This is a genomic window from Streptomyces aureocirculatus (assembly GCF_000720475.1).
Classification (GTDB): domain Bacteria; phylum Actinomycetota; class Actinomycetes; order Streptomycetales; family Streptomycetaceae; genus Streptomyces; species Streptomyces aureocirculatus.
Map to the genome: position 1 here is coordinate 48,359 of NZ_JOAP01000020.1, position 24,269 is coordinate 72,627.

At 70.6% G+C, this 24,269-nt stretch carries 18 protein-coding genes; 8 read left to right on the plus strand and 10 right to left on the minus strand.

Translation table 11 applies throughout. From position 1 onward, the window contains the following. The first annotated feature begins 5 nt into the window (after positions 1-5). The 4 genes from pucL (at position 6) to IG78_RS0119420 (ending at position 5,534) form a co-directional block, all read left to right on the plus strand. The gene (gene pucL / locus IG78_RS0119405) at positions 6-953 is read left to right on the plus strand and encodes a factor-independent urate hydroxylase (protein WP_030564883.1); all 948 of its coding nucleotides are present in this window, start codon (positions 6-8) and stop codon (positions 951-953) included. Positions 954-1,014: 61 nt separating this feature from the next. Then, positions 1,015-2,397, plus strand: coding sequence for a nucleobase:cation symporter-2 family protein (locus IG78_RS0119410; RefSeq protein WP_037685705.1), 1,383 nt, complete (start codon positions 1,015-1,017; stop codon positions 2,395-2,397). 45 nt (positions 2,398-2,442) lie between these two features. Further along, positions 2,443-3,843, plus strand: coding sequence for an 8-oxoguanine deaminase (locus IG78_RS0119415; protein WP_037685706.1), 1,401 nt, complete (start codon positions 2,443-2,445; stop codon positions 3,841-3,843). 230 nt (positions 3,844-4,073) lie between these two features. Then, entirely contained in the window at positions 4,074-5,534 is a 1,461-nt protein-coding gene (locus tag IG78_RS0119420) for a nucleobase:cation symporter-2 family protein (RefSeq protein ID WP_051852766.1), read from the plus strand. 95 nt (positions 5,535-5,629) lie between these two features. On the opposite strand, the gene IG78_RS0119425 is transcribed toward IG78_RS0119420, so the two are convergent. The 7 genes from IG78_RS0119425 to IG78_RS0119455 form a co-directional block, all read right to left on the minus strand. Further along, the gene (locus tag IG78_RS0119425; protein ID WP_037685711.1) at positions 5,630-6,520 is read right to left on the minus strand and encodes an alpha/beta fold hydrolase; all 891 of its coding nucleotides are present in this window, start codon (positions 6,518-6,520) and stop codon (positions 5,630-5,632) included. A 70-nt stretch (positions 6,521-6,590) separates the two neighbouring features. Continuing rightward, the gene (locus tag IG78_RS44940) at positions 6,591-8,540 is read right to left on the minus strand and encodes a metal-dependent hydrolase family protein (RefSeq protein WP_063768104.1); all 1,950 of its coding nucleotides are present in this window, start codon (positions 8,538-8,540) and stop codon (positions 6,591-6,593) included. Between the two features lie 102 nt (positions 8,541-8,642). Next, positions 8,643-10,382 (minus strand): flavin monoamine oxidase family protein, encoded by a 1,740-nt coding sequence (locus IG78_RS44120; protein WP_030564900.1) that lies wholly within the window; start codon positions 10,380-10,382, stop codon positions 8,643-8,645. Continuing rightward, on the minus strand, positions 10,382-11,896 hold the full coding sequence (locus IG78_RS0119440; RefSeq protein ID WP_030564902.1) for a glutamate-cysteine ligase family protein: 1,515 nt from the start codon (positions 11,894-11,896) through the stop codon (positions 10,382-10,384). Before IG78_RS0119440 ends, IG78_RS44120 begins: the two co-directional genes overlap by 1 nt. A 52-nt stretch (positions 11,897-11,948) precedes the next feature. Next, on the minus strand, positions 11,949-12,602 hold the full coding sequence (locus tag IG78_RS44125; protein WP_051852767.1) for a hypothetical protein: 654 nt from the start codon (positions 12,600-12,602) through the stop codon (positions 11,949-11,951). 470 nt (positions 12,603-13,072) lie between these two features. Continuing rightward, positions 13,073-14,572 carry an alpha/beta hydrolase gene (locus tag IG78_RS0119450; protein ID WP_030564905.1) on the minus strand — a complete coding sequence of 500 codons (1,500 nt, stop codon included), beginning with the start codon at positions 14,570-14,572 and terminating at the stop codon, positions 13,073-13,075. A 120-nt stretch (positions 14,573-14,692) separates the two neighbouring features. Continuing rightward, positions 14,693-15,571 carry a chitosanase gene (locus tag IG78_RS0119455; RefSeq protein WP_030564909.1) on the minus strand — a complete coding sequence of 293 codons (879 nt, stop codon included), beginning with the start codon at positions 15,569-15,571 and terminating at the stop codon, positions 14,693-14,695. Between the two features lie 366 nt (positions 15,572-15,937). Between IG78_RS0119455 and IG78_RS0119460 the strand changes: the two genes are divergently transcribed. Then, a complete protein-coding gene (locus IG78_RS0119460) occupies positions 15,938-16,582 on the plus strand; it encodes a DUF4360 domain-containing protein (protein WP_030564911.1) in 645 nt (214 codons plus the stop codon). Between the two features lie 98 nt (positions 16,583-16,680). On the opposite strand, the gene IG78_RS0119465 is transcribed toward IG78_RS0119460, so the two are convergent. From IG78_RS0119465 to IG78_RS0119475, 3 genes are all read right to left on the minus strand, one after another. Further along, entirely contained in the window at positions 16,681-18,930 is a 2,250-nt protein-coding gene (locus IG78_RS0119465) for an alpha-N-acetylglucosaminidase (protein WP_030564912.1), read from the minus strand. Positions 18,931-19,105: 175 nt separating this feature from the next. Beyond that, a complete protein-coding gene (locus IG78_RS0119470; RefSeq protein WP_030564914.1) occupies positions 19,106-19,687 on the minus strand; it encodes a TetR/AcrR family transcriptional regulator in 582 nt (193 codons plus the stop codon). A gap of 9 nt (positions 19,688-19,696) precedes the next feature. Next, complete coding sequence (locus IG78_RS0119475; protein WP_225882116.1) at positions 19,697-20,950, minus strand: Cmx/CmrA family chloramphenicol efflux MFS transporter; 1,254 nt, start codon at positions 20,948-20,950, stop codon at positions 19,697-19,699. A gap of 291 nt (positions 20,951-21,241) precedes the next feature. Here IG78_RS0119475 and IG78_RS0119480 point away from each other — a divergent pair, with 291 nt between their 5' ends. From IG78_RS0119480 to IG78_RS0119490, 3 genes are all read left to right on the plus strand, one after another. Then, positions 21,242-22,927 carry an acyl-CoA dehydrogenase family protein gene (locus IG78_RS0119480; protein WP_051852768.1) on the plus strand — a complete coding sequence of 562 codons (1,686 nt, stop codon included), beginning with the start codon at positions 21,242-21,244 and terminating at the stop codon, positions 22,925-22,927. Continuing rightward, on the plus strand, positions 22,924-23,847 hold the full coding sequence (locus IG78_RS0119485) for an alpha/beta fold hydrolase (RefSeq protein WP_063760771.1): 924 nt from the start codon (positions 22,924-22,926) through the stop codon (positions 23,845-23,847). The genes IG78_RS0119480 and IG78_RS0119485 overlap by 4 nt, the downstream gene beginning before the upstream one ends. Positions 23,848-23,910: 63 nt before the next feature. After that, positions 23,911-24,141, plus strand: coding sequence for a chaplin (locus IG78_RS0119490; protein ID WP_030564924.1), 231 nt, complete (start codon positions 23,911-23,913; stop codon positions 24,139-24,141). Positions 24,142-24,269 lie beyond the last annotated feature (128 nt).

Genomic DNA, 24,269 nt, shown 5'->3' on the forward strand with positions numbered 1-24,269 from the left:
CGAAGATGCCCACCATTCTGGGACAGAACCAGTACGGCAAGGCTGAGAACCGGGTCGTCAAGATCACGCGGGACGGCGACACCCATCACATCAAGGACCTCAACGTCTCCGTCGCCCTCTCCGGCGACCTCGACGACGTCCACTACAACGGCTCGAACGCCAACTGCCTGCCGACGGACACCACGAAGAACACCTGCTTCGCGTTCGCCAAGGAACACGGCATCGAGTCCGCGGAGCAGTACGGCATCCACCTCGCGCGGCACTTCGTGGACAGCCAGCCCTCGATCCACCGGGCCCGCATCCGCATCGAGGAGTACACCTGGGAGCGCATCGCAGCCTCCGACGCCAACTCGCAGTTCATCGGCGCCGACGAGGTCAAGCACTCCTTCGTGCGCAAGGGCCAGGAGACGCGGCTCGCCCAGATCACCTACTCCGCCGAAGGTGACGCGGGGGCGAGGTTCGAAGTCCTGAGCGGCCTCAAGGACCTGACCGTGATGAACTCCACGAACTCCGAGTTCTGGGGCTACATCAAGGACAAGTACACGACGCTCAAGGAGGACTACGACCGCATCCTCGCCACGTCCCTCTCGACGTGGTGGCGGCACAACTGGACCAGCGACGAGCAGCGCATGCCCAACTGGGAGAAGTCCTACGAGCAGGCCAAGAAGCACATCCTCCAGGCCTTCGTGGAGACGTACTCCCTCTCCTTGCAGCAGACGCTGTACCAAATGGGTTCGCGGGTGATCAACAACCGGAGCGAGATAGACGAGATCCGCTTCTCCGCCCCGAACAAGCACCACTTCCGCCAGGACCTGTCCTTCTGCGGCCTCGACAACGAGGCGAAGGACGGCGCGGTCTACTACGCCGCCGACCGTCCCTACGGCCTCATCGAGGCCACCATCCTGCGCGACGGCGCCGAGGCGAGGATCCCGGTCGACATGACCAACCTCTGACGCGGGACGCGCGCCCCGGCATCTGCCGCCGGGGCGCGCCACACCGGAGGGAACGACAGCTATGGCACCGCCAGAAATACCCGACGGGACGTCAGCTCCCGTGTGTCACCCGGTGGATGAGAAGCTCCACCCCTCGCGGCTCGTCCCCGCCGCGCTCCAGCACATCGCCGCCATGTACGCGGGCGTCGTCACCCCTCCGCTCATCATCGGCCAGGCCGTGGGCCTCGACACCGCCGCCCAGACGAGGCTCATCGCGGCGAGCCTCCTCATCGCGGGACTCGCCACCGTCCTGCAGACCATCGGCGTCAAGGGCTTCGTCGGCAACCGCCTGCCGTTCGTGAACGCCGCGTCCTCCGCGGGTATCGCCCCGATCCTCGCCATCGCCGAGAACAGCGCCACGGGACACCAACTCCCCGCCATCTACGGCGCGGTGATGGTCGCCGGAGTCTTCTGCCTGGCCGTCGGGCCGTTCTTCGGCCGCCTGCTCCGCTTCTTCCCGCCGCTCGTCACCGGCGTCGTCATCACACTCATCGGCGTGACCCTGATGCCCGTGCCCGTCACCTGGGCGCAGGGCGGCGACAAGGAGGCCGCCGACTTCGGCGACATGCGCTTCCTCGCGCTCGCCGCGTTCACGCTCGTGGTCATCCTGCTCTTCCAGCGCTTCGGCAGCGGCTTCCTCCGGCAGGTCGCCCTGCTCATGGGCCTGTTCATCGGCACCCTCGCCGCGATCCCGTTCGGCCTCGCCGACTTCGCCGCCCTGAAGTCCGCGCCCGTGGCCGCGGTGCCCGCGCCGTTCGCCTTCGGCGCCCCCGAGTTCCAGCCCGCCGCGATCCTGTCCCTGTGCATCGTGATGCTCGTCCTGATGACCGAGTCAAGCGCCGGGATGCTCGCCCTCGGTGAGATCTGTGAGCGCAGGACCGACGGGAGGACCATCACGCGCGGCCTGCGCACCGACGGCCTCGCCACCCTCATCGGGCCGGTCTTCGGCGGCTTCCCCACCTCCGCCTTCGCGCAGAACGTCGGCGTCGTGTCCCTGACGCGGGTACGCAGCCGCTATGTCGTCGCCGTCGCGGGCGGTGCGCTGCTCGTGCTCGGCGCCTTCCCGGTGCTCGGCGCGGTCGTCAGCCTCGTACCGATGCCGGTGCTCGGCGGCGCGGGCATCGTCCTGTTCGGCTCCATCGCGGTCAGCGGCATCCGTACGCTCTCCGAGGCGGGCCTCGACGACAGCTCCAACATCATCCTGGTGGCCGTGGCGCTCGGAACGGGCATCATCCCGCTCGCCGCGCCCGCCTTCTACGCGGACTTCCCCGCGTGGGCCCAGACCGTGCTCGGCTCCGGCATCAGCGCCGGCGCGCTCACCGCGGTCACGCTCAACCTGTTCTTCCACCATCTCGGCACCCGTGGCGGCGCACCCAACGCGGCCGCGGCACTCAAATCTTCCTAGGGTCATGCCGTGCCCAGCAATTCGCCACTCACGTAAGGAAGCACCATGGCAGCACCGGCAAACCCCGACGGCGCGGGTACGCGCACCGTCATCGAGAACTGCGCCATCGCGACCGTGGACGCCAATGACACCGAGTACGCGTCGGGATACGTCGTCGTCGCGGGCAACCGGATCGAGTCGATCGGCGCGGGGAAGGCTCCCGAGGGCCTCGACAACGTCGTACGCCGCATCGACGGCACCGGCCACCTGGTGACACCCGGCCTGGTCAACACCCACCACCACTTCTACCAGTGGATCACCCGGGGTCTCGCCACCGACCACAACCTCTTCGACTGGCTGGTGGCGCTCTACCCGACGTGGGCCCGCATCGACGAGGAGATGGTCCGCGCCGCCGCGCAGGGCTCCCTCGGCATGATGGCCCGCGGCGGTGTCACCACCGCCATGGACCACCACTACGTCTACCCGCAGGGCTCCGGCGACCTGTCCGGCGCCGTCATCGGGGCGGCCCGCGAGATGGGCGTGCGCTTCACCCTGGCGCGCGGCTCGATGGACCGCAGCGAGAAGGACGGCGGGCTGCCGCCCGACTTCGCCGTGGAGACCCTGGAGGGCGCGCTCGCCGCCACCGAGGAGACCGTCAAGCGGCACCACGACGCGTCCTTCGACGCCATGACGCAGGTGGCCGTCGCCCCCTGCTCGCCGTTCTCCGTCTCCACCGAGCTGATGAAGCAGGGCGCCGAGCTCGCCCGCCGCCTCGGGGTGCGGCTGCACACCCACGGCAGTGAGACGGTGGAGGAGGAGAAGTTCTGCCACGAGCTGTTCGGCATGGGCCCGACCGACTACTTCGAGTCGACCGGCTGGCTCGGTGACGACGTGTGGATGGCGCACTGCGTCCACATGAACGACTCCGACATCGCCGCGTTCGCCCGTACCGGCACCGGCGTCGCCCACTGCCCGTCCTCCAACGCCCGGCTCGCCGCCGGTATCGCCCGCGTCCCCGACATGCTCGCCGCGGGCGTGCCCGTCGGCCTCGGCGTGGACGGCACCGCCTCCAACGAGTCCGGCGAACTGCACACCGAACTGCGCAACGCGCTCCTCATCAACCGCCTGGGCGCCCACAAGGAAGCCGCCCTGAACGCCCGTCAGGCCCTGCGCCTCGGGACGTACGGCGGTGCCCAGGTCCTCGGCCGGGCGAGCCAGATCGGCTCCCTGGAAGCGGGCAAGCTCGCCGACCTGGTGCTCTGGAAGGTCGACGGCATCGGACACGCCTCGATCGCCGACCCGGTCACCGCGATCGTCTTCGGCGCGGCCGCGCCGGTGACCCTCTCCCTGGTCAACGGTGAGCCGGTCGTGGAGAACGGACGGCTGCTGCACGTCGACGAGGACGCCATCGCCCGCGTCACGCGGGACGAGGCACAGCGACTGGCGCGCATCGCCGCCGAGAGCTGACCCCTGGATGTCCGGTCGGGGGGGACGGCCCCTGACCGGACCCGAGCAGCCGAGCGGGCTGCTCGGGTGCCGCCCCGGAACGTGGCCCAAAGCTTCACGTTGCCGGGGCGGTCAGTACTGCCTGGGCGCTTCAACAACCGCATATCGAGCAAGTCCTTGCATCACGCACCACCTCCCAGAAGCGCGTGCCGGTCAGCGGCCGGCACAGGAAAACAACCGGAGGAGCCGCAGTGGCGACCAAGCCCAGGTTCACCAAGCAAGGCACCACCCCCGATCCCGAAGGGTCTTCGCACCCCGAAGGGACGCTGCATCCCGTGGACGAGAAGCTGCCACCCCTGAAAATGGCCACCACGGGCCTGCAACACGTCGCCGCCATGTACGCGGGCGTCGTCGCCCCGCCGCTCATCGTGGGCGCGGCGGTCGGGCTCTCGGCGAAGGAACTCACCTTCCTCACCGGCGCCTGTCTGTTCACGGCCGGACTCGCGACCTTCCTCCAGACGCTCGGCGTCTGGAAGATCGGCGCCCGGCTCCCGTTCGTCAACGGCGTCACCTTCGCCGGTGTCGCGCCCATGCTCGCGGTCGTCGACTCGACCAAGGACAAGGACGACGCGCTGCCGATCATCTTCGGCGCGGTGATCGTCGCGGGGCTGCTCGGCTTCGTCGCCGCGCCCTTCTTCTCGAAGATGGTCCGCTTCTTCCCGCCCGTCGTGACGGGCACGGTCATCACCCTCATCGGCATATCCCTGATGCCGGTCGCCTTCGGCTGGATGCAGGGCCCGAACCCGGGGGCCGACGACTACGGCTCGACGAAGTACCTGTCCCTCGCGGGCATCACGCTCCTGATCGTGCTGCTGCTCCGCCGCTTCACGCGCGGCTTCGTGAAGCAGATCGCGGTGCTGCTCGGCCTGGTGCTCGGCACCCTCGTCGCGATCCCCTTCGACGTCACGGACTTCGGCCCGGTCGCGGACGCGGACGTGGTCGGCTTCCCGACCCCGTTCCACTTCGGCGCCCCGCAGTTCGCCGCCGCCGCGATCGTCTCCCTCTGCGTCGTCATGGTCGTCTCGATGACCGAGTCGACGGCCGACATGCTGGCCCTCGGCGAGATCGTGGACCGCCCCGCCGACGAGAAGACCATCGCGGCGGGCCTGCGCGCCGACACTCTCGGCTCCGCCGTCAGCCCGCTGTTCAACGGCTTCATGTGCAGTGCCTTCGCGCAGAACATCGGCCTCGTCGCGATGACGAAGATCCGCAGCCGGTACGTGGTCGCGACCGGCGGCGGCTTCCTCGTCCTGATGGGCCTGTGCCCGATGGCGGCCTCGCTCATCGCGGTGGTGCCGCGTCCGGTGCTCGGCGGCGCGGGTGTCGTCCTGTTCGGCTCGGTCGCGGCGAGCGGCATCCAGACCCTGGTCAAGGCGGGCCTGGAGCGGGACAACAACGTCCTGATCGTCGCCGTCTCGCTCGCGGTGGGCCTGATCCCCATCTCCGCGCCGGAGTTCTACCACGCCTTCCCGGAGACCGCGAAGATCATCCTGGACTCGGGCATCTCCACCGGCTGCGTCGCCGCCGTCGTCCTGAACCTGCTGTTCAACCACACCGGCAGGAATCGCGAGGACGACGAGGTCACCGCCCCGATGGAACCGGGCGGCGAGATCTCGGAGACCCGGGTGCCGAAGCAGGCCGCGGCCCACTGACCCGGCGCGGGGCGGACCCCAGGGCGCCGCCCCGCGTCCGGCTCAGCCGCCGTTCCCGCTCAGCCGCCGGTTCCCGCTCAGCCGCCGATGCCGGCTCAGGCGTCGAGCCCGGTCAGCGCGTCCACGACCGGTCCTGGGTCGAGCGGCCCCATGTGGGGCGCCTCGGGGAAGTCCCGGACCCGGAAGGGGTTGTCGGGGGTCCGCTCGTCCGCGAGGCGGATCATGAGGTCCTGGAGTGCCGGGGGAAGGAGGCGGTCCTTGCCGAAGCGCAGATACGTACGCGGGATCCGGCCCCAGGTCGCGGCTTCGCCGACGGCGGGGTCGTGGTTCACGTCGCTCGACTCGTCCGGCTGGAGCCCCGCGAGCACGCGCAGGAAGTCGGCGTCCGGGTGGTCCGCGCAGAACATCTCCCTGAACACCGCGAGGTCCTCGGCGGCGCCGCTGCGGAAGTTGAGCCGCAGCACCCCGAGCTTCGCCGGATCGCCGACGACCTGCCCGGCGGGCACGACCGCGTCGGCGGCCTCGGGCGTGGCCATGACGGCGTCGATGCTCGGCACGCCGGGGCTGAAGCAGCACGCCGTCATGTAGACCAAATGCTCCAGGAGCTCGGGCACGGCGTTCGCCACCCGGCTGACGGAGCAACCGCCCATGCTGTGACCGACGAGCACCACACGCCCGCCGGGCGCGGCACGCGCGGCCCGGCGCACCGCACGGGTGACGCGCCGCTCGAAGTCGTCGAGGCCGATGCCCGCGAGCGGCGAGGGCTCCGTCGCGAGCGCGTCCAGGTCCTGGGTCTGGTAGGCGGCGGGCAGGTGGGCCTCCGTGCCGTGCCACGGCTGGTCCACCGCGATGGCCCGGTGCCCGCGCAGGGCCAGCTCCCCCGCGATCGGCGCCCAGAAGGCGCCCGCGCCGTGGCTGCCGTGCACCAGTACGTACGTCCGCGCGCCGGGGCCCGCGCCCTTCTCACCCGTGGCGTTCTGCGTCATGCCCGTGAACGTAGGGGGCGGGGCCGCCGCGGGGCAACGGATGGGAGGCGTGGGGCGCCGGTGCGTGCCTTCAACCACCGGCCACATAGGTCCAGTACGGGTCGACGAGCTCCCCCAGTTGTCGGGCGGTGTGGAGGATGCGATCCGGTTCTTCTCCCCGGTCCAAGCCGTACTGGAGTACCTCCAGAGTGCCCTCGGCGACCTCCGGCGGCGGCTTCTCGCCCCAGGACTCCATGTAGGTGAGCACGGGGGCGGGTACGTCCGGCAGCCCCCGGGACGCGGAGCTGATCCGGGAGAACAGGGTGCACCAGGTCGAGAGGTCCGTGTGCAGGTAGAGGGCGGCTTCGGCCGGTCCCGCCTGGGTGCCCATCCAGGTGAGGTCGCGGACGACGCGGAACAGCCCCTGGTCGGCCGGCACGGGCGGGATGTCGCGGCTGGTGATGCCGACGGACGGGGCGGCCTCGCGCAGCAGCCGGCGGACGGTGGCGATGGTGTGCTGGATGTGGGCGAACAGGGTTGCCGGTATCTCATGGCGGTGCCGGGACACCAGGAGGGCGTACGTGGACAGTTCGGCTTCCTGGCACTGGTACTCGGCGAGGAGGATCCGTTTGAAGTGATCAGGCCCGATCCGTCCGGCTCGCGCGAGTCCGACGACCTGATTGTCGCTGACGAACCGCTCGACATCCGGCTTCATCGCCTCGATGAGCTGTTCGGGTGTCATCCGAGTCCGAGTCTCCTCGGCCGGTTCAGGGGGTGCGGGGTGCGGCCGCTCCCGGTACGCGGTCACCGGGACGGCGGCCTGTTCCCCGGTGACCGGACGGCCGTCCTGGAAGACGTACCGTGCGCGGTTCGTGGCGTTGATGTCCTTGAAGGGGTCACCCTCAAGAGCGACCAGGTCCGCCGTCGCCCCCGGGGTGACGGTGCCGAGGTCAGGGCGCATGAGGAGGTCCGCCGCGACGCACGTGGCGGCCCGCAGCACACGGAGCGGGGTGTAGCCGTGAGCCAGCAGGGCGGGGAACTCGCGCCAGTTCTCGGCGTGCGGGAACATACCGGCGTCGGTCCCGAAGGCCGTCTTCACGTTCGTACGGGCCGGCCTCAGCAGACCCTCGCGCAGGGCTTCCGCGTGTTCCCGGTAGTTCTCCCGGATGACGGCCGTGGAACCGTCCCAGAACTCGTCGTCGTCCAGTTGGTCGAGGAAGTAGGTCTGGGCGTAGTGGGTGGGCACCAGGAAGATGCCCGCTTCCTCCATGGCCTGGTATGTCGGGCCGGTGGCGAAGTAGCCGTGCTCCACGCTGCGCACTCCCGCGGCGACAGCTCGCGACACGGCGCGGTCGGTGAGGGCGTGCGTCGCGCAGGGCAGTCCGAGGTCGTCCGCGGTGGAGACGATGGTGTGCATCTCCGCGCGGGAGTAGGCGGTACTGGTGGGACTGACCACCGGTGAGGAGAAGCCGCCGCCACCGGCGAACTTGATCCAGTCGGCACCGGCACGGGACTGCTCCCGGACGGCACGGCGCAACTCCTCGACACCGTCGGCCAGGGTGCCCACCTGGTGTCCGTACCGCTGGGCGAGGGCGGGTTCCTTGTCTCCGTGACCGCCTCGGGGAGACAGGATGTTGGGTGCCGCGAGAATGCGCGGCCCTTCGACCAGACCGTCCTCGACCGCCGCGCGCAGGGACACATTGAGCGGAAGGTGCGCGCTGCCCAGGTCCCGGACGGTGGTGAAGCCCCCGTACAGCAGGGAGCGGAGGACCGGCACCGCGGTGAGGGTCTGGTACGCGGCGGGTCTCGTCTCCGCCCCCTCGTCCAGGAGGTGGACGTGGCAGTCGATGAATCCGGGCAGGAGCGTACAGCCGGGCATCTCCACCACGTCGGCCTCGGGGGCAGCGGTGAGGTGGTGCCCGACCGCTGCGACCCGGCCGTCGCGCAGGAGGACGGACAACCCGTCGACGGGTGTGTCCGCGACCGCGTCCCACACACGGTCGGGCCGTAGCAGGAGGTCTCGGCCGGGGGGTGGATGCACGGGTACCTCCGGTTGCAGTGGCGAAAGGGACGGCGTCCGTGCGGTCGTCGGTGGCGTCCCGGTGGTCGTCGTGGAGCTGCGCCGCGGCCGGGCGGGTGGGCGTCACCGAGTCGTGAGCGGTGTGAAGCGGGGGTCGTTCCACATGTCGCCGGGTCCGGGGTTGCCCGGATCGGGGTGTGCGCCGAGCTGGCGCAGGACTCCCCAGGCGGCGTTGAGGCCCGAGGCGAGGGCGTGGTTCAACCAGCCGGGGGACCAAGAGGTGTCGTCGCCCGCCAGGTACAGCGCGTTCGGCGGTTCGCCCGGTACGGCGGGCGCACCGGTGAAGTCCTTCATGAAGTGGGCGAACACATCACGCTGGTAGGGGTGATCGCCCGGCCAGGACCAGCGGCTGAGACCGCGGAAGTGCTTCTCGTTCTCCCACGACACGGTCACCGCCTCACCCGCGCGGGCGTGGGTGCGCAAGCGGTCCGCCACCTCGGGGTGGATGTCGGCGAGGTCGCGTACGAAGAGGTCGACCCGCTCCTCCAGGGTGGAAGGGGCGACTTTCATGGCGTCCTGCGCCCAGGTGAAGCTGAGATCCAGCACGCCACGGCGTCCGTCGGGCCCCCGTGCGGGCCCGTAGTCGATGGTGTAGGCGGCCCGCGGGAGCCGGTCGGTGAGGGTGACTCCGTCCATGGACGTCTCCGCCCAGAACGGGTGCTCGACCACGAGTGCGGTCTTGGAGGACTGCCAGTAGTGGAGGCGGCGGACGGCCCGCAACAGCCGGGGGCCGAGGGCGGGGGTGCGGGCGGAGGTGGACCGCACTTCGACACCGGTCTCCAGGAGACGCAGTTGCGGGGTGAACACCGCGGCTGCGAACCGTTCGCTGCGTCCGTCCTCGCTGTGCACCACGACGCCGCGGGCGGCATCCGGTTCGACGTCCAGTACGCGCACGGCGGGACGCAGGGTTCCCTCGTTGCTCTCCTCCACGCTGCACGTCCGCCCGCGGGCGTCGGTGGTGCGGTGGCTCCAGAAGCCCTCGGCGAGACGGCTGATGCCCTCGGGGGCGTACAACAGACCGCTCCCCTCGGTACACAGCAGCAGGCGCAGTATCTCCACCGTGCTGAGGTCGAAGAAGGAGTCCCAGACGGCGGGCCCCACCCCAGCGGTGCCCAGAAGCCGTGCCTGGTCGTGACTGAGGCCCACGCCGTCCGGGTCGCGCAGGAAGCGGTAGAAGGGCCACAGCTCGAACCGGAGCAGTATCCCGCGCCAGTGGCGGCGCACCGCGGTGAGGTCACGCGCGGCCACGGCCCGCTGGATCTGGAAGAGACCGATCCGGGCCAGTGCCCGCTGCCAGCGCGAGTGCGCCGCGCGGAAACCGTCATGAAGGCCGTAGAGGTCCTCGATCTCCCTCGTGGCGTACTGACGGCCGTCGACGTCCAGTACGGTCAACGGCGTGGTGGGAGCAGCGTAGTTGTCCCGGAACGCCTCCAACCGCACGCCGAACGTTCGACCGTACTGGCGTACCAGCCGTGCGGATGTGGGAAAGCGCAGACAGCCCAGCTCCACGACAGCGCTGTCGGCGTCACGAAGGCGCCGACTGTACATGCGGCCGCCCAGGCGACGTCCCCCCGGCCCGTCCGGGCTCCGTTCGGCCTCGTACACGACGGGACGGCAGCCGGCCCGCAACAGCTCGTAGGCGGCGGCCAATCCGCTGCCGCCCGCGCCGACGACGGCGACGCGCGCCCCCTGAGCGTCCTCGGGCAGCCGCCCCATGCGGCGGCCGTCACCCACATGAGCGGCGTAGTCGAAAGGGAAGTCGACCTGAAGGTCACTGGCGGGCGGCGGGCTGCTCGGACTCATCACTGGCTCCATAGGGGGAGGTCAGGCAGATTCCAGGTGTGTACGGGACTGGCTTCCTCGGCGAGCCGCGCGTAGCGCACGGTCAGCTCTCCCCGACGCAGCACCTCGTGGGCCCGCTGCTGCCACCACGCTCCCGTACGCCCGGTCGCGACCCGGTGGTGCAGAAGGTCAAGGAGCGCGTCCGCCTCGTCGGCGTCCACCGCGGCCAGGGCAAGGCCCTCGCGTGCCTGCGGCAGCAGTTCCTTCACCAGGGCCCCGGCACGGTGCTCTCGCGGAGCCGAGCCGGGCGACGGCCACCACAGGGAGGCGTCCAGACCGTCCCGCGCGGCACGGTAGAAGTTGGCTTTGGCGCAGGCGAACGGCAGATCCCGTGCCACATCACGCCCCTCGGCTGCCAGGAACACGGTGAGACCGACCAGGAAGGCGGTGTTGGCCGCCATGTCCAGTGGCGTGGGTCCGGAGGGAAGTGCCCGGAACTCGATCCGTAGGTGCCCGAGGGGGTCGTACACCGGACGGTTCCACGACCACACCGTGCTCAGGTGTATCTGCAATTCCGCCAACGGCGGATACGGGGCAGCCGGGTGGCCGCCGTCGGTCTGATCGCCGCCGTCGGTCTGATCCTGGCTGTGCGCCGGGAGCAGGACGTCGTAGCGGTGTACGGCTTCCTCGAACGCGGCGAGGGGGCCGCCGCGCAGCCAGCCACGACCGAACCCGACCCGGGGCCGGGGCCGGGGCTGGGGCTGGGGCTGGGAAGACCCGCCTTCGGCGCTACTACGGTCACCGAAGCCGTGCTCGTACAGCGGGATCCTGGCCTCCTGCCATCCGGACCGCCCCAAGGGCAGAGCGGAGTTGCCCGCTGCGGCGAGGGCCGGTCCGGTGGCGAGCTGGGCGGCGTTGAAGGTACGGCAGAAACGATCCGGCGGCACGGTCAGATGTATCTGCCAGGAGCAGGCGGCCCCTTGCACCGCGACGGACTCCACCTGTAGGGACCCCCGGTCACCTTCGGCCACGCGCAGGGTGAAGGGCGTGGGGCGGCGCCGCGCCCAAGCTTGCTCCAGGACGTGGTAGCGCGGCAGCGGGGTCAACGCCTCAGCCGTCAGGTCCGCGGGCGTCAATGTGGGCAGCGTTCCGATCGGTGCCACCCGTACCCCGTGACGCGGCAGCGACCACGCGGTGATGCGCGCCAGCAAGAGAGCGGCCTGTGTTGCCATAGCGGTGAAGGGGCGCCCTTCCAGGAGGACCGGCCGCAGGTTCGCCTCCAGGTTGAAACGCGCCACTTCCAGGGTGAGCCGGTCGTCGTGCAACGCCTCGGACACCGCCGCGTTCAGCGAGGCCGGGCAGCCGCTCTCCCCGACGAGGGAGACCTCCAGCTCCGCCCCCAGCGTGAGTGGCTCCGCTCCGAACCTCGGGTGCCGCACCACGTGGCCCAGCGTGCGAATGCAGTCCGCCAAGCGGGCCCGGAACCGCGCGTAGCTCTCCTCCGTGAAGGTCACGTACCCGATGTCGCAGCCCATGCTCGCTCCCGAGTGCTTCCCGCGCCCTGCTGCGGCGTCCGCCACCCGGCCTTCAACCAGAGGCCGCAACGGCCCGCCACCAGGCTCGCAACGCCGGTTCCACCCGTACCGCGCTGCGGGCGATCCACTCGTCCGGCTCGTGCCGCGCCCGGCCGTGGTCGATGACCTGCAGCACGCCGTCCGCCACCTCCGGCGGGTTCTCCCGGTAGGCGCTGACGTACTCCACCGCGGCTTCGGGAACGTGCTCCGTCTCGCTCAGGACGTCGGTGAGGACCGCGCAACTGTTGCACCACAAGGTGAAGTCGGTGCGTGCCACGAGAGCCGCCTCCGCGGCTCCGGCGTGCAGGGCGACCCAGGAGATGAACTCGGTGAAGCGCCGCACGGGTTCCAGACGCGGCGCCCGGCGCATCTCGTCGGGTGACATACCCAGTGCCGGCGCGAGAGAGGTCACCATCCGGTGCCGTGCCTGCACCAGCTCATGCACGACGAAGGAGAAGAAACCGGCGGGAACCTCGTGCGGGTACCGGGACAGCAGCAGGCCGTACGACGTGAACTCGGCTTCCTGTGACTGGAACTCGGCGAGGGCGAACTGCCGCAGTTGCCTTTCCTCGACCATTCCCTCCCTGGCCAGGGAGAGGAATTCATTGGCACTCAGATGCTCGGGGATGTTGATGGCCACGGTTTCGATGAACTCGGTGGCAGGCACAAGGGAGCTCCTTCGGTCAGGACCGTGCCGGCGATGGTGGCGTGCAGCGGCTTCCGCGGACACGCGACCGGTCGCGGAGCCTCTTCCCCCTGTGAGCGTGCGGTGCTGGCGCACGCAACCGCTTGTGTACCCAACGACCGTACTTTTGGCACCCGAGCCCGGTGGCCGCACAGACGGCCCCCTCGCCCCTCCTGTCGTTCCGCATTGCGTCGCGGCCACTCACTCCGCCGCTCTGACCTGCGCAGGTCCCCTCGTCTCCCGCCCCGGTGCAACTGCCGGTCACCGGCCCGTCGGCGGAAGGCTTATGACTAGTTCTTGCGTGGCGCAGGCCGCACGCAGTCAGCTCCTGACACACTCGGTGTGCCGTTTCCCTCCAGCCTCTGGCCAAGCCCTGCTTCAAGCCGACTTGAGAAACAAGAGTTCGAGTACGGGGTCGGTGGGCGGCGGCTGCCGGGGCCGACCGCTAGCGCTCACCGGCAGTACGTGTCGCCCCTCGGCCGCTCGCCCGTCGCGAGGAAGCGGGTGACCGTCCGGTCGCCGCAGGTGTTGCCGTTGTCCAGGTAGGAGTCGTGGCCCGTGGCGTCCACGGTCACCATCGTGGCGCGCCGGCCGAGGGCGGAGCGCATCCTGTGGGCGCCGGACAGCGGCGTCGCGGGGTCGCGTTCGTTCTGGACGAGGAGGATGTCGGAAGGGCCTTCGTCCGTGATGCGGACGGGAGCCTCCCGGGGACGGTAGGGCCAGGCCGCGCACAGCATCGCGTTGCGCGGCATGCCCGCGGTCAGCGGGTACTTCGCACGGCTCTCGGCGACGCCCTTCGCGTACACGGCGGCCGACCGCGGCCAGGCGATGTCGTTGCAGAGCGTCCCGGCCCCGACGGCCACGGAGTTCTGGAGCGCGGCCGTTCCCGGCGGCTCGGGCGCGGGCGGTGTCCTGCCTTCCCGCGCGGCGCGGATCAGCTCGGCGAGCCGGGGGAAGTCGTCGGGGTCGTGGAGCGTGGTCAGCACCGCCTGGCGCAGCACGTCGCCGTTGAGCTCCGCGGGGTTGGCGCCGGGCCACGGGAGCGGCGTGCGGTCGAGGCGGGCGGCGAGCCGCAGCACGAGCGCACGCACCCCGGCCGGTGTCCCGGCGAGGCGCCCCGTGTCGGCGGGGTCCGAGGCCCACGCGGCGAACTCGGGGAAGGTGTCCTCGACACCCTGCTCGTGCGCGGCGAGCCAGCCCCGGCCGACCCGCGCCGGGTCGGGGTCGTCGACGCTGTCCAGGACGACGCGGTCGGTGCGGTGCGGGAAGAGCTGCGCGTAGACGGCGGTGACGTACGTCCCGTAGGACACCGCCCACACGGAGAGCTGCCGTTCCCCGAGCGCGGCCCGGACGCGGTCGAGGTCACGGGCGTTGTTGGCGGTGCTGATGTGGCGCAGCAGGTCGCCGCCGTCGCGGGCGCAGGCCGCGGACATGCGGCGCGCGGTCTCCATGGTCCCGGTGACCGAGCCGTCGGGGGCGGGCCACGGCCGCTGTTTCGACGTACCGAGGTCGGCGAGGTCGAAACCGCAGTCGACCGGCGACGAACTGCCCATGCCGCGCGGGTCGATGCCGATCAGGTCGTAGCGGTCGCGGATCTCCTGGGGGAGTCGCTGCCCCCTGCCGGACGGGTTGTCCAGGCCCGAGCCGCCCGGGCCGCCGGGCGCGAGGAGCAGGGCGCCCCGGCGGGCCGAGGGCTGTTCGGCGGGGATACGGGAGACGGCGATCCGGGTCTTCCTGCCGTCGGGGCGGGCATGGTCCACGGGGACCTCGACGGTGGCGCACTCCTGTCGCGCGTCGCGCCCCTTCCTCACCTCGCACCGCGTCCAGTCGAGGGACGTTCCCCCGGAGGCGGAGGGCGGTGCGGCCGTCGCGGTGACGGGTGCGGTGAGGCCGCCGACGACGGCGGCCGAGGCGGCGAGCAGTAACGCGGTGTGGCGCTTGGACTTCGTCATGCGAAAGATCCTCACCCGGCCGCCTCGCCCGTCACATCCTCCCGACGGCCCGCGCGGGGCAGGGGTTTACCCCGGTGCGGCCCTTAGGGGACGACCCGCCACCCGACGTGGGGCGACCCCTCACCCGATGTGGAACGAGTCCCCGTACACCTTCCAGTCGAGCGGCGGGTTCAGGTTCAGGTTCTTCTTGTTGAGGAACACGCGCTGCGCGGTGTCCACGCGGCTGGTGTCCTCGTGGGCCTCCTCCTGCTTCATCGCCCACACCCGGGCGTCGAGGAAGGCGTGCAGGTACGTGACCTCGTCGCCGCCCTGCGCCGGGGGCTTGGCCTTGGCCAGGGCGCGCTTGCGGATGTTGCGGAAGCTGGTGCTGTCACCGCCGTCGCCGTGCATGACGATCGCGTCGTAGTAGGCGAACTGCCCGAGCGTGCCGATGCCGTCGGCCTTGCCCTGCTTGACGGCCGGGTTGAAGTAGACCCGGTCGCGCTCGTCGTTCTGCGCCTTCTGGAACGCCGGGTCCTGCGCGGCCTTCCGCCAGTCCCTGGTGTAGTTCGGGTCGAGGCCCTCGTGGGAGTCGGTGCCGTCGACCTTGCGCAGCGCGGGCAGGTACTTCTCCAGGACGTTGCCCGGCTTCCGCTTCGCGTACAGCTCGACGAGGTCCAGCATGTCGCCGGTGCCGGAACAGAAGCCGATGATGCCCGCCGTGTAACCGCGCTTGTCGCCTATGTCTTCGATGTACTTGTACTGCGCCTTCCAGTCCAATGAGGAGTTCTCCGCGCTGGCGACCAGCTTCATGGCGATCTCCTTCTTCGCCGGATCGTCGAGCCCGGCCGCGGACTGCCCGGTCGCGGACTGCCCGGGGGCGGCGCTGGCGGGCTTCGGCGCGGGGGCCGCGCCTGCGGTCTGGGTGACGACCAGCGGGCCCGCGATCAGGGCGGCGCCGACCAGACCTATGACCGCACGTCGTGACGTGCGTGCGTGGGGGGAGCGGTGAGCGTGCAACGGGGCCTCCAGGTAGGGGAGTTCAGCGTTCGCTGTGCGTTCCGCTGTCTGTTAGGAAGGTTTCCTACCAGAGATTGAGGGTGACGTATACCCGTCAAGCAGCGGGCGGTCCCGCGCCTCGGTGACTTCGCCGCCGCCCCACGGGGTGCGTGGCGTGGCCCGTACATGGCCGGACATCGCTCTAGTCGCTGCTCACGCTGGTCCGTACTATCCCAGCACCCTCAGCCTCCGCTCATCGCTCGCGGGCCCGCTCATCACCGCGGGCGAGGGTTGAGTCAGTTCCTCCCAGCACCGCTGTATCCCCCACCTCACCGCGGTCCGCCCTGCGCGGATGCCGTGGTGAGCCGAGCAATGAATGGGAGAACCATGACCGCTGCACTACTGGCAGGCGGCTCGCTGGCCGTCCTGCTCGCCGCGGGCCTGCCCGCGCAGGATCCGTCGGAGATCTCCGATCCGCCGCCGGACAAGATTGTGATCGAAGTCGCCACCGTGAACGGGTCGGGGTGCCCCAGAGGCACCGCAGCCGTCGCCGTCTCGGACGACAACACGGCCTTCACCGTGACCTACAGCGACTACCTGGCCCAGGCGGGCGGCAACTCCTCGCCCACCGCGTTCAGGAAGAACTGTCAGCTCAGCCTGAAGGTGTACGTGCCGCACGGCTTCACCTACGCGATCGCGAGCGCCGACTACCGCGGCTTCGCCTCGCTGGAGCGGGGCGCCAAGGGCACCGAGAAGGCGTCGTACTACTTCCAGGGCTCCCCGGACACGGCCGCCAAGACGCACTCCTTCAACGGTCCGGTCGCCGACAACTGGCAGGCCACCGACGAGACCGAGGTCACCCAACTGGTCTGGGCGCCCTGCGGCAAGCAGCGCAACTTCAACATCAACACCGAGCTGCGCGTCGACCTCGGCACCTCCGACCGCGCCAAGACCAGCTTCATGACGATGGACTCCACCGACGGGGACATCAGCACCATCTACCGCGTGAAGTGGAAGGAGTGCCGGAACTGAGCACGCATTGATCCATGAGGGCTGACCAGGCCCATGGGCCTTGGTGAGGGGGCCGCGCCCGCGGCGGTTCGTCGCCGTCCTGCCGTGGGCCCGGCACCTCACCGCTCGCTGGTGAGCGCGGCGCGCACCTGCTTCGCGACCGTGTACGTGTCTCCGGCGGGCCGCACGGCGAGGCGGCCCGGGTTGCGGGTCCACCGGTCCTCCAGGGCGAACCAGTCGATGTCCTTCGGGGCGCGGTCCTCGTCGAGGGCGGCGCGCAGCTCCGTGAAGAAGGTCTTCCAGCGCAGCCGGTAGAGCCCGCCGACCAGGCCTGCCCACTCCCGGTTCGCGTAGTCCCTGAGGCCTTCGTCGGCTCCGGCACGCGGACCCCACACGGTGAGGAGCGACAGTTGGTCGTGGGCGAGCCGGTCCCGTTCGCGGGTGTCCGCGCCCCAGGCGCGGGCGTCGGCGAGATGGCGGCCGAGCAGGTGCCGGGCGTCGGTGGCCGCGAGCCGGTCCAGGAGGCCGAGCAGGCGCAGCCAGGTGCGGGTGAGGTCGTCGAAGCGGCCGGTGTCGCGGGCGTCGTACGCGTCCTTGATGCGCGGAAGCAGCACACGGCTGCGGTTGGACAGGGCCTGCCGTGCCACGTCGAGCAGGTCCCTGCGGTACGCGGAGGAGCCTCGCAACTCCCGCCGTACGGACAGGAGATGGTCCAGGGCGGGCTCGAACTCCGCCGGGTCGTAGCGCAGCTCCTCGGGTGACCAGGAGGCGGCCGACCGCACGGTGAGCCCCGGGCGGGCACCGAAGAGCCCGTCGGCGCCCTCGGCCCACTTGTCGGCGCGGGTGGTGCCGTAGGCGGTGCGGCGCAGCACGTCCCAGGCGGCCCGTGCGTGCGGGTCCGGCGCCCCGTAGCGCGCCACGGCCCAGTCGTCGAACCAGGCCTTCAGGTCGAGGTTCCCGTCCGGCTCGGCGTCCCGCCAGGCCAGTTCGGAGAAGAGCGCGAAGGCGGCCGGGTTGTTGTCGGCGGCCTCCGGCATGAGGGCGATGCCCCGCAGGGTGCTGCCGTCCTTGGTGCGCCACTTCTCGTAGAGGTTGGCCCAGTCCGGGGTGTTCGCGCCGAGCGCCGTGTGTCCGCCGAAGTTCCAGATCGATCCGAAGGCGTACGGCGTGGAGCCCCAGTCGGCCTCGCGGTCGGTGACGGTGGGGAAGCGGTCACTGAGGCCGTCCACGACGAGCATGCGGGAGGTGTCGACGGCGTCGGTGAGGGCCTTCGGCGGATTGTGCTGCCAGCCGAGGATCACCCAGACGGCGTCCGGATGTGCGGTCCGCAGGGCCTTCTCCACGGCCTTCGCCGCGTCCCCGACCGGTACGTCACCGGGCTTGCCGCCCTCGTGCAGCAGATCCATCTTGTACATCGTCGAGGGCCCGAACAACTCGTCCTGCACCCGGTAGAAGGCGGCGGCGACGCGGGCGAACGCGTCGGTGCGCGGATCCAGCCAGTCGGGGCGCGCGAACCCCACCCAACTGCCCTGCGGCACGGTCCGCGCCCCGGGGTTGCGGTCGGCGAAGCCGTCGGGGACGGTGCCGAAGTAGCCGGGGAGGACCGGCGTCATGCCGAGGTCGCGCACCCGGTCGGCGATGCGGCGGCCCAGGCGGGCGCGCTTGGCGAGGAGTCGCCGTGACACGGGGTGCGGGAAGGACGCCATGTTCTGGAGCAGCCACCACGGCTGGTGCGCGGGGCCGGGCACCCAGGCCCGCAGTTCCTCGTCCCCGTATCCGAAATCCTGGAAGAGGCGGTGGTACACGGCGTCGGCGCCGGTGTACACGAGGACTTCGTTGTAGCCGTGCAGGGCGAGGACGTCGAGCTCGCGCTCCCAGTAGTCCCAGTCGGCGTACGCGTTGGTGTAGCCGTCGTTGGTGTCGTTCAGGGCGAAGCGGTGCGGGACGTTCGCGCGTTTGATGACGGGCGGGCCCGGGTCGGGCAGGACGTCGGGCAGCTCCACCTGCTCGCCCGCCCATGTGATGGTGGCGTGCGCGGAGTGCTTGAGGTAGTGGCGCAGGCCGGTGAGCTGGACGGCGGCGGTGGGGCCCGCGACCAGGACGCTGCCGGGCTTCCCCGAAACGCGGAAGGTGTCACCGGCGCCCCGCACGGTCCTGAACGTGATCTGGTCCCAGTGCTCGGGGAGCAGCCGCCTGGCGGCCGCGGTGGCCACCGCGGCGGCGTCGGGACCCGTCCGCGTACGGGCAGCCGTCCCGGCCGCGGCCCCCGGCGCCCCGGGCGGCGACTCGGACGAACAGGCCGCGGCGGCACCGGCCGCACCGGCGAAGGCGGCGGTCAGGACGGTGCGTCGGCGGGGCGGGTGCGGCATGCGGGGCTCCGGGGTGGGGGCGGACGCGAAGAGTACCGGGTGTGTCATGCCCGGTGCGGGCCCGGCCCGTAACCCCCGGTCCGGTGAACAGAGCGGGACCCGCCGGCGAAGTACGCCGGGGGAGGTGGCGATCGGCGGGCGCGGCGAGGCCGCCCCGCGTCGCGGCGGCGAAGGTTCAGAGTGCCGCGAGCGTGCCGTCCACCGTGCCGACGAGGGCGGTCCTGTCGTCCTGGACCCGGCTCAGTACGCGCAGGCCGTAGTACGTGCTCTGTACCAGGCGGGCCAGGGCGCGGGCGTCGCGCCCCGGTGCGATCTCGCCTGCGGCCTGGCCCGCGGCGACGACCGCGCACAGCTCGTCCTCGACCCGGTCGAAGGAGCGCCGCACGGAGCGCTTGACGTCCGGGTCGAGGGCGGCGACCTCCATCGCGGCGTTCATGGCGAAGCAGCCGCGCCGCCCCTCGGCCTCGTCGAGGTCGTCGTCGATGGAGTGCAGCATCATGGCCCGCAGCCGCTGTTTCGCGGGGCCGGGGGCGTTCAGGAGCGCGACCTGCTCGGCGGTGACCGTCTCGTAGTAGCGCTCAAGGGTGCGCAGATACAGTTCGCGCTTGCCGCCGAAGGTGTTGTAGAGGCTGGACGGACCCAGGCCGGTGCTCTCGCTCAGGTCGCGGGTGGACGTGCCCTCGTACCCGTGCCGCCAGAAGGTGTCCATGGCCGCGGTGATGACGCGGTCCTCGTCGAACTGTCGTGGCCTGGCCATGGACCCACCCTAAACGTTTTGGAATATCTTTTCAAAACCTGCCCGCGGCTGCCGCCGTGCCGCGCGCTCAAGGCGGGCCGCCCACAGCGCGCCCCCGCACCCGAGGACGGCGAGGGCGGCGCCGACCCAGGCCACGGAGGTGTAGCCGTACCCGGCGCCGATGGTGAGGCCGCCGAGCATCGGGGCCAGGGTGTTGCCGACGTTGAAGGCGGCGGTGTTGGTGGCGCCGACCAGGGTGGGCGCGTCCGGCGCGAGGGTGAACACGCGGGACTGGAGTGCGGGGTTGGTGACGTATCCGGCGAGGCCGAGCAGGAAGGCGAGGCCGATGACGACGGGCGCGGTGTGCGCGGTGAGCGCGAGGGCCGCGGAGATGACGGCGAGCGCGCCGAGCCCCGCGGCCAGTGTGCCGACGGCGTGCGTCTGTGCGGTGCGGCCGCCGATGACGAGCCCCGCCATGCCGCCCGCGCCGAACAGCGCGAGCACGGCGGGCACCGCGCCGTCGGCGAGACCGCTCTCCTCGGTCAGGAAGGGCGCGAGATAGCTGAAGGTGACGATCACCGCGCCGAAGGCGAAGGCCGTGACGGCGTACGAGAGCCAGAGCTGGGGCCGCCTCATGCCGCGCAGTTCGGCGCGCACGGAGCGCGGCTCCTCGCCGCCACCCCCGCCCGTGGGCACGGCCCAGGCGGTGCACACCAGGCTGACGACGGTCGCAGCGGCCACGGCCCAGAACGCGGCCCGCCAACTGGAGGACTGGCTGAGCACGGTGCCCGCGGGTACGCCGACGATGGTGGCCAGGGTCAGACCGCCCGCGACGAGGGCGACGGCCCTGCTCTTGGCGTCGGCCGGCACGAGCGCCACGGCGGTGGCCACGGCCACGCCCCAGAACCCGGCGTACGCGAGGGCGCTGACGACCCGGCTGACGAACAGGACGGTGTACCCCGGCGCGAGCGCGCCCACCACGTGCCCCGCGACGAAGACCACTTGGAGGCCGACAAGGGCGGTCCGACGCGGCCAGCTCAGCGTGGCGACGGCGAGCAGCGGGGCGCCCACGACCATGCCGATCGCGAAGGCCGAGATCAGCAGCCCCGCGTCGGGGATGGAGACGCCGAGGTCGTCGGCCATGCCGGGCAGCAGTCCCGACAGCATGAACTCCGAGGTTCCCTGGGTGAAGATGCCGAGCGCGAGGACGTACACGGCGAGCGGCATGCGGGTTCCCGGCGCGTCGGCGTGTACGGGGGCAGAGTTTTGGAGCGAGTGCTTCATGACCCGGACGGTAGCACGTTCTGAAGCGACTGCTTCAAAACGAGTGCGCGCGGACCGCGCGTGCTGGTCCGCAGGACCCGCCCGCCTGATGAACCGAGGGCGTGTGTGAGTTCCCATCAGCCGGATGCGGTGTCTCGGTGACGGCACCGGCACGGAGTCGTTGTCGGGGTACGAGCATGCGGAAGATCACCGCTGGCATCTCCAGAGGGCGATCAGTATGAGCTGTGCGGATGACGGGAGTAGTACGTGGTTGGGAATGGGCGCACGTTTGCAGAGGCTCTGCGCGATCCGTTGTTCGCCCCCAGACTGCGCTATCAGCTCGGCGTCGACGAGATGATGCTGGTGACCATCCGGCGTGCCCGGGCCTTGCACGAGTGGGGGCTGGTGGGCAATGACGCCTGGTGCGGGGAGCCGCGGCAGGCCGACTTCCCTGCCTTTATCCGGACGATGGGCTGGGTCTCGGCTTTCGACATCTCTCTCGTTTCGGCGATCGTCGATCACCAGATCGCGGGGAACGCCCTGCTCTCCCACGGCAGTCCCGCTCAAGTGGACGCCTGCCGGGCGGAGATCAACGACTTCTCACAGGTGTACGCGTTCGCCGCCACCGAGCTGGCGCATGGAAGCAATCTGCGCGCGATCGGCACGGAGGTCCACTACCGGCATGCGGACCGCTCGCTGTGTCTGGTGACGCCCACCGATCACGCGGCCAAGTACTGGATCGGCAACAGCCTCTTCTCCGCGACGTACGCGATGGTCCTGGCGCGGCTGGTGGTGGACGGGCAGGACGAGGGCCATCACTGGTTCCGGGTCCCGCTGCGCGAACGTGAGGGTGCGCTGCCCTGCCCCGGGATCCGGATTCGCCGCGCGGACCCCAAAGCGGGTATCACCTCGAACCAGACCGGAATGATCCACTTCGATCGGTACCGCGTTCCGCTGGACGCCCTGATGAGCGGGTGGGCACACATCGACAGTGAGGGGAGATACCACTCGGCCGTCGACCCCAGGAACCGCTACCGGATGAGCCTGCAGACCTTCATCCAGGAACGCATCTTCCCCACCACAGGCGCGGCCGGCGTCCTGCGCCGGGCCGCGGCGATCACCCTGCGCTACAGCCGTCGGCGGGAAGCGTTCGGCATGCCCCTGCTCGGCCACCAGCACTACCGGGAAAGGCTGCTTCCCGTCGTGTCCCACGCCCTCGCCCTGCACCACCTCACCGAGCATCTGATCACTGAATGCGCCGACCGGTACACGGCCGATCCCCTGCTCACCCACCGCAGGGATCTGTACGGGCTGACGTCGGGCACGAAGGCGTACGCCTCATGGACGACCAACGCCGACCTCACCGCCCTGCGGGAAATGTGCGGCGGGCACGGCTTCCACAGCTACAACGAGATCGGCCCGCTGCGCACCGACATCGAGATCAACACCACCTTCGCCGGCGACAACACCATCCTCAGCTACGAGAACGCCCGGGTCTCCGCGAAAAGTCGCACGACGGACGGTCCTGAACCGTCCGCCGGCGCCACACCGGCCATCGGCGACGACGGGCTGCGCTGTGACGGCCAGGCCGTCGACGTGCTGGAGGCCCTGGCGAACCGGCTGTTGTCCCAGTGGGTCTCCTCTCAGCAGGGCGGCCTCTGTCCCCTGCTGGCCCACGCCCAGAGTGCCGCGGCCGCGCTACGGCGCTGGAGCGAGCACACGACCGGCTCCCTCGATGACGCGCTGCGCCGCCTGTACGCCGTGAACACTCTGCTGGAGCTGACCGACCGGTGCGTGGCAGCCGGGCTTCTCGACTCCGCAGCCATTCGCGGCCTGCTCGCCCAACGCGCGGCACTGAGCGACCAATGCGCCGAACATCCTGACGGGGTACTGGATCTGCTCGGCGTACCCGAGGCCTTGCTGGATGTGCCCATCGCTCACCCGGACTACGTCACCCGAACCGTCCGGCTGGCTGATGAGACCCGGGAGATGGCGTGACCGGGAGCCGCGCAGAAGCACCGCGCCGGATCGAGGACGACACCGTCCTGGTCAACGGCATCCGCCTGCGCCTGCGCCGCTGCGGCGAGGGACCGCTTCTGATACTGCTGCACGGCTGGCCGCAGACCGGGTACTGCTGGCGGCACGTCATGCCTCTGCTGGCGTCGTCCTTCACCGTCGTGGCACCCGACCTGCGCGGCTACGGCGACTCCTCCCGCCCGCCCGCCGGCTACGACAAGCGCACCATGGCCGAGGACATGAGCAAGCTCACCCACACCCTGGGTTTCCGTGACGCCTGCGTAGTGGGCCATGACCGCGGTGCGCGCGTAGCACACCGGTGGGCCCTGGACCGGCCCGACGAGGTCCGGGCCCTGGGCCTGCTCAGCATCATCCCCACCCGGGAAATGTGGCGGCGCATGGACGCCATGCTGGCCCGCGCCTACTGGCACTGGTTCTTCCACTACCTTCCCGACCTGCCCGAACACCTCATCGCCGGCAGAGAGGACAGCTACATCCGCTTTCTGCTGCAAAACGGCGCCCTGCATGCGGAAGCGTTCAACGAGGACGACCTGCGCCACTACGCCGACGCCTACCGCAAGCCCGGAGCCATGCGCACCACCGGCGCCGACTACCGCGCCGGCGCCACCACGGACATCACCGACGACGACCATGACGCAAAGGCGGGCAACCGCCTCACCATGCCCACCTTGGTCCTGTGGGGCGAACAGGACCTGATCAGCCACCTGCCCGTCGCCGAAATCTGGCGCCCCTACGCGGACCACCTCACCTGCCGGCCTCTCAAGGACTGCGGCCACTTCCTCGCCGAAGAACAGCCCGGCCAGCTCCACACGCTGCTCACCACCCTGCTGCTGAACAGCGCTCGTGCCACGGCACGTTCCTCTAATAGCGTAAGCAACTAATAGCGTAACCAACCCCTCCACTACGAAGTTGAGCTAGGCAAACATCAACTTCGGGAGACCTTCATGAAGCGTTCCGCAACGACCGCAGCCGTCATTGTCACCCTGATGAGTGCCGCAGCCGGCACCGCCGCCGCCGACAGCAGCGCGACCGGCACCATCACGGATTCACCCGGCGTCCTCACCGCCATCGCCCGCCAGGTCCCCGTCCACGTTCCGGTGAACCGCTGTGCGGTCACCGCCAACGTCGTCGGACTGCTCAACCCGGGCTTCGGCGCCACCTGTCAGAACCACTGAACGTCCGGGTTGCCGTGTGGCCGGGCTCCAAGGCCCGGCCACACGGCGTCCATGCGTGGTGGAGTCAGCGCGTTTTGTGGGGGAGCGGCTCGTCGTGGTCGCCGTTCGTACGGTCCGTACGTGTTCAT

Excerpts from the sequence above, each read along its gene's own strand:
- IG78_RS0119425 (WP_037685711.1), bottom strand. The coding sequence starts at position 6,520 with ATGACGCAGAACGCCACGGGTGAGAAGGGCGCGGGCCCCGGCGCGCGG.
- IG78_RS0119450 (WP_030564905.1), bottom strand. The coding sequence starts at position 14,572 with ATGACGAAGTCCAAGCGCCACACCGCGTTACTGCTCGCCGCCTCGGCC.
- IG78_RS0119475 (WP_225882116.1), bottom strand. The coding sequence starts at position 20,950 with ATGAAGCACTCGCTCCAAAACTCTGCCCCCGTACACGCCGACGCGCCG.
- IG78_RS0119460 (WP_030564911.1), top strand. The coding sequence starts at position 15,938 with ATGACCGCTGCACTACTGGCAGGCGGCTCGCTGGCCGTCCTGCTCGCC.
- IG78_RS0119410 (WP_037685705.1), top strand. The coding sequence starts at position 1,015 with ATGGCACCGCCAGAAATACCCGACGGGACGTCAGCTCCCGTGTGTCAC.
- IG78_RS0119470 (WP_030564914.1), bottom strand. The coding sequence starts at position 19,687 with ATGGCCAGGCCACGACAGTTCGACGAGGACCGCGTCATCACCGCGGCC.
- IG78_RS0119490 (WP_030564924.1), top strand. The coding sequence starts at position 23,911 with ATGAAGCGTTCCGCAACGACCGCAGCCGTCATTGTCACCCTGATGAGT.
- IG78_RS0119440 (WP_030564902.1), bottom strand. The coding sequence starts at position 11,896 with ATGGGCTGCGACATCGGGTACGTGACCTTCACGGAGGAGAGCTACGCG.
- IG78_RS0119415 (WP_037685706.1), top strand. The coding sequence starts at position 2,443 with ATGGCAGCACCGGCAAACCCCGACGGCGCGGGTACGCGCACCGTCATC.
- IG78_RS0119465 (WP_030564912.1), bottom strand. The coding sequence starts at position 18,930 with ATGCCGCACCCGCCCCGCCGACGCACCGTCCTGACCGCCGCCTTCGCC.
- pucL (WP_030564883.1), top strand. The coding sequence starts at position 6 with ATGCCCACCATTCTGGGACAGAACCAGTACGGCAAGGCTGAGAACCGG.
- IG78_RS44120 (WP_030564900.1), bottom strand. The coding sequence starts at position 10,382 with ATGAGTCCGAGCAGCCCGCCGCCCGCCAGTGACCTTCAGGTCGACTTC.